Source organism: Acinetobacter sp. TR3 (assembly GCF_027105055.1).
Lineage (GTDB): Bacteria > Pseudomonadota > Gammaproteobacteria > Pseudomonadales > Moraxellaceae > Acinetobacter.
Genome location: NZ_CP114264.1, coordinates 1,197,538 through 1,209,517, shown reverse-complemented (window position 1 = coordinate 1,209,517; position 11,980 = coordinate 1,197,538). Strand labels below are relative to the sequence as shown.

The window sequence follows — 11,980 nt, the reverse complement described above, 5'->3', positions numbered from 1 at the left end:
ATCACCTAATCCAATGTTTGATGAGGGGTAGGTTGAGGGGTAAAATCATAGATAAAAAACAAGCCCTTGTAAAAACAAGGGCTTATTTAAATATTTGGCGGAAGCGGTGAGATTCGAACTCACGGAGGACTCACACCCTCGTCGGTTTTCAAGACCGGTGCATTAAACCGCTCTGCCACGCTTCCATGTGCGTAAGAATACAAAGCTTGTTGTCTTTATTCAAGAGAAATTTAAGTGCAATGTATTCAAACGCATAATGTTTCATCAATTATCAGAGTTTAGCGGCCAATTCAGCCCCTTCACGGATTGCACGCTTCGCATCTAACTCAGCAGCGAGCTTCGCACCACCAATAATATGATAGTTCGCTAAAGTATTTTCACCATCTTTAGGCATTAAATCTTTTACAGATTCTTGCCCAGCACACACGACAATTGTGTCTACACGCAATAACTGATCGTGACCATTATGCTCAACCCATAATCCTTCATCAGTTACCGCTTTATACTGCACACCACGAAGCATACGAACAGCATGCTTTTTCAATTGCGCGCGGTGTACCCAGCCTGAAGTCTTACCTAAGCCAACACCTAAAGGTGTAGTTTTGCGTTGTAATAAATAGATCTGGCGAATTGGCATTTCTACTTCTGGACGTTGCATTCCACCTTCAGAAATATAATTAGGGTTTGGATCAACCCCCCATTCACGTTGCCATTCTGCTAAAGGTTGAGGCTGAGGTTGATGCGGTGGTTTTAATAAAAACTCTGATACATCAAAACCTATTCCCCCTGCTCCAATTACAGCAACTTTTTGTCCAACTTCAGCACCACGTAACACTTCAGCATAAGATAATACTTGTGGCGCAGTACTGCCCTGAATTTTCAATGCGCGAGGAACGACACCTGTAGCCACAATAACTTCATCAAAACCTTCACGTTCAAGCTGTTCACGGCTTACGCGCGTATTTAAACGCAAATCGACACCTGTTTGCTTGATTTGCACCTTAAAGTAACGAATGGTTTCGTGGAATTCTTCTTTTCCAGGAACAACTTTCGCTAAATTAAACTGACCACCAACATCATTACTTGCTTCAAATAAAGTAACGGCGTGACCACGACTTGCGGCAACTGTTGCAGCTGACATTCCAGCAACACCACCACCAACAACCGCAATACGTTTAGGTTTTTTAGTTTTGATATAAACCAATTCTGTTTCAAATGCTGCACGTGGGTTTACAAGACAGGTTGCGCGTTGATTCTTAAAACTATGATCCAAACATGCTTGGTTACATGCGATACACGTATTAATTTCATCTACACGATTGGTTGCAGTTTTATTTACCCAATATGGATCTGCCAATAATGGACGCGCCATTTGCACCATATCGGCTTTACCAGAAGCAATAATATCTTCAGCAGTATCAGGCATATTGATACGATTTGATGCAATTACAGGAATAGAAACATGCTGTTTTACAAAAGCGGTGTAATCTGCAAATGCTGCACGAGGTACTGAAGTCACAATTGTTGGTACACGTGCTTCATGCCACCCGATCCCAGTATTTAGTAAAGTAACACCTGCTTTTTCTAATGCTTGAGCAACAACCGTTACTTCTTGCATCGTATTACCATCATGCACTAGATCAAGCATTGATAAACGGAAACAAATAATAAATTTCTCGCCCACTTTCGCACGAATTGCTTTCACAATTTCAACTGCAAAGCGCATACGATTTTCGATATCACCACCCCAACGATCAGTACGTTGGTTCACATGTCGGCTTAAAAACTGATTCAGCAAATACCCTTCTGAACCCATGATTTCAACACCATCATAGCCTGCTTTCTTCGCAATACTCGCACAACGTGCGTAATCTTGAATCGTATCCAAAATATTTTGATTGCTCATTTCACGCGGTTTAAATGGTGAAATTGGCGATTTAACAGCACTCGAAGAAACCACAAAAGGTTGATAGCCATAACGCCCAGAATGCAGAATTTGCATTAAAATTTTTGCACCATGTTTATGAACTGAATGCGTCACTAAACGATGCTGTGGAATATCCATTAAACTATTCATTGTACCGCCAGCTGGTAATAACCAACCTTGGCGATTTGGAGAAATACCACCTGTGATGATTAGGCCAACACCACCTTTTGCTCTTTCTTCAAAATAAGCTGCAAGTTTAGGGTAATTAAAGAAACGATCTTCTAAACCTGTGTGCATAGAGCCCATTACTACACGGTTTTTAATTGTCGTAAACCCTAAATGTAATGGTTTTAAGATATTTGCATAGCTAGTCATGGTATTCCTTCTGTATTTATTGGCTTTGCAACTTGTTGCATAGTACTTTAACTGAATTTTTATATGTGTTTATGACTCTTTTCAAGAAAATGCTGACACTAAAGTCAAAAGCAATGTAACTATTTTGATTTCCAATCTAAAAAACCAAAATCAAATGTATTAGAACATAATTTTTCTGCTTAGTTTTTCTTTCAGGAAAACAAGCTCAATGAAAAGTGTTACAATAGTTCCGATTTTTTATTCTCAAGACTACCTATTCGGAGTCTTTACTAATAAATGTTAGGACAAGCAATGACTGATAATGCAACTATCTTGCAGCACGTACCTGTAGGCAAAAAAGTTGGGATTGCCTTTTCTGGTGGTCTCGATACTTCAGCAGCTTTATTGTGGATGAAGCAAAAAGGCGCAGAGCCTTATGCTTATACTGCAAACTTGGGTCAACCTGATGAAGATGACTATGATGCAATTCCAAAGAAAGCTGAACAATACGGCGCAGTCAAAGCTCGATTAATCGATTGTCGTTTACAACTTGCGCTTGAAGGTATTGCAGCAATTCAATGTGGCGCATTCCACATTAGTACTGGTGGCGTTCCTTATTTCAATACCACACCTTTGGGTCGTGCAGTTACAGGTACGATGCTTGTAACGGCGATGAAAGAAGACGATGTGAACATCTGGGGTGACGGCTCAACTTATAAAGGTAACGATATTGAACGTTTCTATCGTTATGGTTTATTGACCAATCCTGCCCTCAAAATCTATAAGCCTTGGTTAGACCAAACCTTTATTGATGAGTTAGGCGGTCGTGCGGAAATGTCACAGTTCCTCATCGACAACGGTTTTGACTATAAAATGTCAAAGGAAAAAGCGTATTCAACTGACTCAAATATGTTGGGTGCGACGCACGAAGCCAAAGATTTAGAATATTTGAATGCGGGTATTAAAATCGTAGATCCGATCATGGGTGTTGCATTCTGGAAAGATGACGTTGAAATCCAACCAGAACAAGTGAGCATTACTTTTGAACAAGGTATGCCTGTTGCGCTCAATGGTCAACGTATCGAAGATCCAGTTGAATTCATTTTAGAAGCGAACCGTATTGGTGGTCGTCATGGTCTTGGTATGTCTGACCAAATCGAAAACCGTATCATTGAAGCGAAATCTCGTGGTATCTATGAAGCACCTGGTATGGCTTTGTTACACATCGCGTATGAGCGTTTAGTAACTGGTATTCATAACGAAGATACGATTGAACAATACCGCATTAACGGTTTACGTTTAGGTCGCCTACTTTACCAAGGTCGTTGGTTCGACTCACAAGCACTTATGTTACGTGAAACTGCACAACGTTGGGTTGCTAAAGCCATTACGGGTACAGTGACTTTAGAATTACGTCGTGGCAATGACTACACCATCATGAACACTGAATCTCCTAACCTCACGTATGAAGCTGAGCGTTTAACTATGGAGAAAGGTGATTCTGTATTTACACCAATGGATCGTATCGGTCAGTTAACGATGCGTAACCTTGATATTACCGATACCCGTGCAAAATTGGGTATCTATACTGAAACTGGTTTGCTTGCAGTGGGTCAAGGCTCTGCAATTCCACAGCTAGAAAATAAATCAAAATAAAAGATTGGTAAATTAATTTACCAACTTGAAAAGGCTGAATATTTGATTCAGCCTTTTTTATTTTATCCAAGAAAATACTCATTACCGAATCATTGCATTTATAGAACAATATGTCGTATTTAAAGACTACTTATCACCATTATGAATCGATAATATAAGCATCAAGCAAAACATAATAACTGGGAGATGAAAGATGAATGCTTATCTACATCGTAGTGAAAACCGTGGTCATGTCAAAGCGGGTTGGTTAGACACCTATCATAGCTTTTCATTTGGTAGTTGGTATAACCCGAAATACATGGGTGTCAGCGCATTACGTGTAATCAATGATGATACGGTTGCTGCTCACAATGGTTTTGGTACCCATCCCCATGACAATATGGAAATCCTAACCTGTGTACTTGATGGCACCATTTCCCATAAAGACAGTATGGGCAATGAAGGTCAGATCAATGCAGGTGAATGGCAGTTGATGAGTGCTGGAACTGGGGTCACTCACAGTGAAATGAACAAGCATGATAAAGCAGTGCATCTATTACAGATCTGGATTCAACCGAATGTACAAGATGCTGAGCCAACTTATCAGCAAATACAGCTGAATCCAAAAAACCATCCAAACCAATGGCACTTGATTGCTGGTGATGAATCTGCACCAATGTCGATTCGTCAGAATGTGGAAGTGAAAACTGCTGTCATTGAGAAAGATCAACATTTAGAAATTACAGCACGAAAAAAAGTGAACTACGTGCATGTGATTTCAGGTGAAGTAATGATTGCCAATCATTTGGTTAAAGCAGGTGATGCTTTAGTATTCGATGAAATTGCAACCATTACTGCATTGCAAGAAAGCCAAATGATTTGGTTTGATCTACCTTAATTAAACTCGGTTTATCTTGTACCCCTTGCCCCTTAGGGGGTACAAGCTTTTTCTAATCATTATTGCTGCTACTATCACAACTACTTGAGTCTGAGCTCGAATCATCATTTGAGCTACATTCATCAGAATGTCTAGAAACATTATCCTGAGAAGAATCACATGAAGAGGTTGTGGAAGAATACGGATGACTATAATCAGATGTATCCTGTGTAGAATCTGTTTTCTTTGCGAAGAAGGCTAATAAGACTAAGCCAATCACAATGACCAAAATAATAAATATCAGCATCACAATCCCCTATTGCTCCTCCAATCTTTATTTCACTATAGCCTAAATTTTATCCAAAAAATAATCGGCATTAAAAAAGCCCGATTAACGGGCTTTTCTACAACCTTGAACATTTTTAAAAACAATCTGAATCGTCTCGTTCGTTGTTAGCTGTGTATTCAGGTTGTCATATCTTTATTCATTTGGGTAAGATTTCTCTTAAATCCCAAATAGTATATGACTTCCTTATTGATTAAATTAGCACCAATATTAGGGTTAGTCAAGATTCCAATATCTGATAAAAATTGTTCAAGCATAACTAACTCGAATCCTGTTTAAGCTATTGAAGAGAATACCGAAGTTTATTTCAAGTTACTGCAAATTATGGTGTATCAGAGCCAATAGCTTCCAGAACTGTTCGTCTAGTTGAAGATAGTTTAATTCAGCCAGGTTTCCCAGAGATATGCCTGAAGGGGAAGGTATAGACTGCAATGTTGTAATCGAAGATGCCACTCAAATTCCAATTCAAAGACCTAAAAACAGAACAAAAGCTATAGCGGCAAGAAAAAAGCTCATACATTTAAGGTACAAGCGATCATTCACTATAAAACACAGCAAATAAGTAAGAGCTAAAAAGCAAACATGTTTGTTATTTAGATGTTACTTATTTGGTAAATTAAAGACTTTCAAAATCCTTGCAGAGAGTTACCGAAATAGAGGAAAAAATTGGCTTAAGATTTAATTTGATTGCAGTTATTTATAATTTAGAGATGAATAAAATTTTATTTATAAAAGAGGTCTAATGTATCATTAAAATATATTTGTATTTTCATAAAAATATCTAAATACGTGCTTAAATTGACATTAAAAAATTTATTTGTGAATATAAACAAAATTATAAATATAGATAATAAAAAAAATTTTTGATAAATTAATACTATTACACTTATAGGATTAATCTTATGAAAAAGATAGAATTTTTAAAAATACTTAGCATTCCTATTTTCCTCTCTGCTTGTGGTGGTGAATCATCAGCCCCAAATCAAGTTATGAATACGGATAAGGAATTAAAATTAACTGAAACACAAACACAAAAACAAACATTGATTCCCATAACTTTAAGTAAAGTAAATATTATTCAGTCACATATATTACCAACTGAACAGGGTAAAGTATGGAAGTTAAAAGATGGCAGTGAACTAACTTATAGAGCTACTCCAAATAAATCAGCAATAATCCTTTTAGATTTAAATTTAAATGGTGATCAGAATCCTAAAATTGAGATATATAAGTCTCATAATTTAATAACAAGCATTAATCTATCACAAGACTATAAATCATTTTCAGTAGATGGAAATGTAAAACCCTTACCATTTTCAAAAAATACTTGGATAGCAAACATTCCAAAAGAATATATGCAAAAAGGGCTTAGATTTAGAGTTATATCAGATAATGCTCAACCATCCAGCTTTAAGGAAGTAGAGTTTTCATTACATTCTAATTTAAAAATACAAATTCTACCATTTTACTTATTTGGAGCATCTACGAACTTAATCGCTTACGACAAAGTTATTTCGCCAACTTCTCAACAGAAAGCTGAACTTGAAAATATTTGGCCAATATCAGAATTAATTTTTGAACAGCATCCTATTGGTGAAATTAAATGGGATTATATGATCGTTCCTCCTTCCGATGGAAAAGAAGCTGAAAAAGTTTTGGAAAAGGATTCAAGAGTTATTAATACAATTCTAAATACTATTACTACGATCTACTATGCAAGTGGAAATTCTAGTTTAAATTATCAATACTATGGGCCTATTGTTCAAATGAATTCTAAAGGTGAATATCAGTATCCAGGAGGCGGAGTCGGATGGGGAAATGTGAGTGTTGGAGACCATTATTATAGTGGTATATTTAATCACGAAAGTGGACATGCTTTTGGACTTGGTCATGCAGCAGGAGAATACAAAGATAATAACTTCCCCTACTACGGAGGAAGCATAAAAGGCTCAGAATGGGGATTTGATATAAGTACAAATACTTTTATTTCAGATCTCGTTACCAGTGATGCGCAAAACTACTCAAACTGTAAAAAATATACATCTCATGGATATGTGAGACCATTAGATGAAAATGGAAATTGCTACAAAGTTGATGTAATGGAGTCTGGTAGTGAAGATAGATCTAAAAAATATCAATATGGTATATTTTCAGATTATAATGCTGCAAGAATTCAAAAATATGTTGAATCTAAAACAATTATAAATGATAAAAGTTTGACCAATTATTCTAAATGGGATCAAAAAAATTATCAATGGATAGACTATGATCCAACCGATGACAAATGGGATCGAGCAAGATTTGGAATAAATAAAAATTATGCAAATAAAAGAAATGTACTTGTCAAAACAGTAGTATTTACTATCAGTAATGCGAATACCAAAGGCATGACACAAATATATCCTGTATCTAAAACCTATACAGGAAATCTATTAAAACAAATAGATCCAACAGATGCTAATGACTTAGCAAAAATTAGTAGAAATAGTGACAGTATTTATAAAAATTTCTGTGCAGAAAGTGGATGTGATTATACGCTAAAAGTATACTATAAAAATCAAACGACTAAACACTTTGCAATACAAGGTGGATTTAGACCTTGGTTTAAAGAATCGGATGATTTTAGTGATAATAAACTTGATCCCAAAAATTCTGAAAGTTTTAGAACATTTGCTATGAATATTCCTGCTGAAAATCAAATTAGCAAAATAGAAATATTAAGTACGCCGATTTTATGGAAAAATGGATTAGATAAATCAGCTAAGATTTTAGCAAGTCGAGATCTATAAAAGCATTTGTTTTGATTTAAATTAAGATTATACATTTAAAAAATAGTAGTTACAGAATACATTTTAAAATCATTAAGTTTTAAGTCCACTATAAGAAAACAGCCACCGCAAGGTGGCTTTTCTATAGGCTTATATTATCATTTGAAGTGCAACAGCATGTTGTTGTCATAATACCTGACACGGACTTTTAAATCTGAATTTTTTTCTTGGGCGATGATTCAAACGTAGAGTGATTTCTGAGATATATTCATCCGTATAGATATTTAAATTACTGCCTTTTTTAATATATTGTCTGATTAGACCATTTATATTTTCATTCGCGCATCTTTGCCATTATCTGCAGTAATAGTCTTGAGCTGATCTTAGATCGGCTCAAGAAGACTGATGGTTGTTTAGCAAATTTCATCTGCCTTACGTGAGCTACATTTTTCAGCCATAAACAACCTGTCTTCCGATCTACAATAAAGACTAATGCTTGCTGATGGTTTTTACCAACAATTGATCCTAGACAGTATCGTGGACAACCGATCCCTCTAAATTCTTGAAATATTTCTGTTCAAAGGCTTCTAGACTTAACCAGCCATTTGCAGAATGCCTTCTGATTCGATTGTAGTAAACTTCAATATACTCAAACAAGATAGCATTTGCCTCTTTTCTCGTAGAAAATACACTGCCATGTACTACATGCCCCTTCAGGGTATGGAAGAAGCTTTCGGTCACTGCATTGTCCCAACAGTTTCCTCGTCTAGACATGCTTTGAATACAGTTATTCGTCAATAATAGCGCCCTAAAATCACGACTACAGTACTGACTACCTTGATCCGAATGCACCATGACACCCGTTGGATAACCCTGACGAGCCATTGCATAATTAAACGCATCACACACCAATTGGCGGTCTATTCGATGGCTGGTTTGCCAACCCACAATACGACGGCTGAATAGATCTAGCATCACACATAAATACAGCCAGCCTTCTTTAGTTCGGATATAGGTAATATCCGTTGTCCAAACTTTATTAGGCTGAGTAACTGTAAATTGGCGATCCAACAAATTTGATGCTGTAGACAAACGATGGTTTGAATCAGTCGTATGCTTGTATTTACGTGCAATCCTACTACGTAAACCAAGCTTTTTTAGCATCCTTCCAACGGTACGTTCGCTCATGCGATAACCTAAATCACGCATGTCATGTACCAATGACGGTGCACCCAAGCGCGCATGATGCTGCCAATATACAACTTTTAAATCATTGTATTTCTGCGCTGTATTGGTCTGGCGTTTTCGCCAGGCATAATAGCCTGAAGTGCTGACATCTAGGCATTTACAGACAGAAGACACAGTGACTTCATTTATATCCATATCTTGAATTACCGTGTACTTTTCTTGGCATGATCTGTCAGAAAGTACACATGCGCTTTTTTTAAGATGTCATTGGCTTCCTTGAGCTGTTTGACTTCTTTTTCTAATTCCAAGATCCGCTGTTGTTCAGGAGAAAGTTGACGTTTGCTTGAACCTACTGGATTGGCTTCACGAATCCATTTATCTAAGGTTGAATAACCCACACCTAATTTATGGGCGATTGCAGCTATAGGCTCGTGGGAGTTTGAAAGTGCATGATCAATTGCTTGCTGTTTAAATTCCGGACTAAAACGTTTAGCCATTTCTTGGATCTCCAAAGATTGAAGTTACGTTATCTTTAGAGGGACATGCTGTCCATTATTTTGGCTAGGATCAACTTTGACCTTGATCGGTCGGAAGCAAAATACTAGCTCATCTTGCTTCTTCCTAATAATTTAATCTCTGTACACTTCATTTTAGGATCTAAGATGAGAAAAAGAGAGGCTCAGCGGATGCTTACTTAAATAATCCAAAGAATAGTACACAACTTATAAGTATAAAAAAAGACCTATAAGCTGCTGATTCGCTTATAAGTCTTTGATAAATCTTGGTAGGTATATCCAGACTCGAACTGGAGACCTCTACGATGTCAACGTAGCGCTCTAACCAACTGAGCTATACACCTAGAATGAGAGCATGATATTCATTTTTAATCAGGTTCACAAGTTTTTTTGAGACTGTTTAATTGCGTTCGTACAGACTTTAAGCAGTTTCCTAAATTCTTGAATATTTTGCTGAGTATTCTGCTCTAAAAACACAATTTTTTGATATAACACAACTACTTGGTGAAATGATTTTTGATCACTATCTACACTTGATAAACGCTGCATCCAAACTTGAAATGTTTCCCCTGATCTTTTATGCAAATGTTTAGGCAATTGCTTTTGAAATTGAATAATGACACGTTGATATAATTCTTGCTGCTTTGTTTGTCTCCACCAATAAAAACCAACATACACAGCTAAAATTCCAGCAATACCAATAATTAAGATCAGCACATAACTATAACTTGAATTAAAACCTAGTTTAGATAACCAATTTTTTTGTTTATCTGCATCATAACCAACAACTTTAGACTGCCATTGATAACTTAAATAATCGCTCCAAATACGTATATTTGTTAAAAATTTAAATTGCTGTAGTTGCCATGAATGACTTCCCCCATTCCCCCAGATGTTTTGATATTGACTTAAATAATCTTGCATACCTGAATCTATACGTTGTGGTGCAATGATTGCTGTAGGGTCAATTCTTTGCCATTCACCCTCTAGATACACTTCACTCCAAGCATGTGCATCAAGTTGGCGTACTTCCCAACTTTCTCTATCTAATGCAAACTGCCCACCCTGATAACCTGTGACAACTCTTGCAGGAATTCCAACATAACGCATTAACATCACAAAACTAGAGGCATAATGCTCACAAAAACCTTTTCGACTATAAAATAAAAATTGATCTATACGATCACTGCCAAGTGTCCCTGGTGCCAAGGTATAAACGAAGTTATGGTCTCCATACCAATTCAGCACCTTTTTAATATATTTTTCAGGCTGTCCCTGACTTTGTTCAAACAGTTGATGGGCTAATTGCTGTGCTTTTTGATCACGATCATGATCAAATCGAGTATTAAATTCAATTTGACGTGGCGATAGTAAAACAGATGATGTTGATGTTCGCCCCAACCAAAACATTTGTATGGGTTGATTACGTTTAATCAGCTTTGATGGGCGTATACTATCATCTTGATACAATTGTAAATAACGTTCTTGTGGAATGGAATATTCCAAGCCCATGATCCAATTTGCCTGTTCATCAGCAGCTAAGTATTGATAGCTAACCCCATGAGAATTTGAGTTTACGCTTTTAATCTGTTGATTATAAAAACTACTGGTCCATGTTGTACCATCATATTCATCCAAAACCAAAGCACGCCAATACAAATCTTGTCTGTTGGGCAGTTGCCTCATATCCGCAACAACACGAAAAGCCAAAGCCGATGATTGTGATAGTTGTGCAATATCTCCAGGAGACATACGATCACTGATTCCTGTAGTGGCTTGATTTTTATGAATAGGAATTGCCCAAAGCGGCGGCAAACGAGGAAAGAAAATAAATAATATAATAAAGAACGGCGTTGCAATCCCGACAAACTTTAGAATTTGTTTAACATCATTTTTTAACTGATTGGATAATAATTGATGCTGGTTAAATAGACCAGTTTGAATCCGATACAAACCCATCAAACACATCACAAATGCTGAAAAAACCAGAACAGCCATCCAGAATGCCTGACTATGTAACAATAAACTGGCACTGACGAATAAGGCAAAGTTAAATACAATCAATAAATCACGGGTATTCTTAGCTTCCAAACTTTTCGCAAATAAACACGTACTTAAAAATGCGACTCCTGCTTCTACTCCCAGTAAAGTTTGATAATTTAAATAAATCAGACCTAAAGATAATAAAGAGAAAAAAACTAAAAATAAGCGTGGAAATGGTGAAATTTTTTGTTTTCTATATCGCCATACCAATGTAAGCCAAATAACACCCCACAACCCACTCAATGTCACAGGAATAAAAGTGACTTGCCCAATTAATACAAATGCTAATACAGCTAAAATGCAAAAATAGATTTTTTTGGTCATGAT

At 36.6% G+C, this 11,980-nt stretch carries 7 protein-coding genes and 2 tRNA genes; 3 read left to right on the top strand and 6 right to left on the bottom strand.

The window, feature by feature from the left end; all coding sequences use genetic code 11:
• Nucleotides 1-95 precede the first annotated feature (95 nt).
• Both O1449_RS05630 and O1449_RS05625 read right to left on the bottom strand, forming a co-directional pair.
• A tRNA-Ser gene (locus O1449_RS05630) sits at nt 96-185 on the bottom strand.
• Nucleotides 186-271: 86 nt separating this feature from the next.
• Entirely contained in the window at nt 272-2,302 is a 2,031-nt protein-coding gene (locus O1449_RS05625; RefSeq protein WP_269239414.1) for an NADPH-dependent 2,4-dienoyl-CoA reductase, read from the bottom strand.
• A 276-nt stretch (nt 2,303-2,578) separates the two neighbouring features.
• Here O1449_RS05625 and argG point away from each other — a divergent pair, with 276 nt between their 5' ends.
• Together argG and O1449_RS05615 are read left to right on the top strand one after the other, a co-directional pair.
• The gene (argG, locus tag O1449_RS05620) at nt 2,579-3,937 is read left to right on the top strand and encodes an argininosuccinate synthase (RefSeq protein WP_269228221.1); all 1,359 of its coding nucleotides are present in this window, start codon (nt 2,579-2,581) and stop codon (nt 3,935-3,937) included.
• A gap of 193 nt (nt 3,938-4,130) precedes the next feature.
• Complete coding sequence (locus tag O1449_RS05615; RefSeq protein ID WP_269228222.1) at nt 4,131-4,814, top strand: pirin family protein; 684 nt, start codon at nt 4,131-4,133, stop codon at nt 4,812-4,814.
• 52 nt (nt 4,815-4,866) lie between these two features.
• On the opposite strand, the gene O1449_RS05610 is transcribed toward O1449_RS05615, so the two are convergent.
• Nucleotides 4,867-5,100, bottom strand: coding sequence for a hypothetical protein (locus O1449_RS05610; protein ID WP_269228223.1), 234 nt, complete (start codon nt 5,098-5,100; stop codon nt 4,867-4,869).
• Between the two features lie 941 nt (nt 5,101-6,041).
• On the opposite strand from O1449_RS05610, the gene O1449_RS05605 reads away from it, so the two are divergent.
• Complete coding sequence (locus O1449_RS05605; protein WP_269239413.1) at nt 6,042-7,928, top strand: M66 family metalloprotease; 1,887 nt, start codon at nt 6,042-6,044, stop codon at nt 7,926-7,928.
• A 504-nt stretch (nt 7,929-8,432) separates the two neighbouring features.
• Here O1449_RS05605 and O1449_RS05600 read toward each other — a convergent pair.
• From O1449_RS05600 to O1449_RS05590, 3 genes are all read right to left on the bottom strand, one after another.
• A protein-coding gene (locus tag O1449_RS05600; protein WP_269239058.1) for an IS3 family transposase occupies nt 8,433-9,592 on the bottom strand; the annotation gives its coding sequence in 2 pieces (ribosomal slippage) (nt 8,433-9,358 and nt 9,358-9,592; 1,161 coding nt in all).
• Nucleotides 9,593-9,877: 285 nt separating this feature from the next.
• A tRNA-Val gene (locus O1449_RS05595) sits at nt 9,878-9,954 on the bottom strand.
• Between the two features lie 34 nt (nt 9,955-9,988).
• A complete protein-coding gene (locus O1449_RS05590) occupies nt 9,989-11,977 on the bottom strand; it encodes a transglutaminase family protein (RefSeq protein ID WP_269239412.1) in 1,989 nt (662 codons plus the stop codon).
• Between the last annotated feature and the right edge of the window lie 3 nt (nt 11,978-11,980).

Coding starts and splice junctions, on each gene's coding strand:
- O1449_RS05625 (WP_269239414.1), bottom strand. CDS start 2,302: ATGACTAGCTATGCAAATATCTTAAAACCATTACATTTAGGGTTTACG.
- argG (WP_269228221.1), top strand. CDS start 2,579: ATGTTAGGACAAGCAATGACTGATAATGCAACTATCTTGCAGCACGTA.
- O1449_RS05615 (WP_269228222.1), top strand. CDS start 4,131: ATGAATGCTTATCTACATCGTAGTGAAAACCGTGGTCATGTCAAAGCG.
- O1449_RS05610 (WP_269228223.1), bottom strand. CDS start 5,100: ATGCTGATATTTATTATTTTGGTCATTGTGATTGGCTTAGTCTTATTA.
- O1449_RS05605 (WP_269239413.1), top strand. CDS start 6,042: ATGAAAAAGATAGAATTTTTAAAAATACTTAGCATTCCTATTTTCCTC.
- O1449_RS05590 (WP_269239412.1), bottom strand. CDS start 11,977: ATGACCAAAAAAATCTATTTTTGCATTTTAGCTGTATTAGCATTTGTA.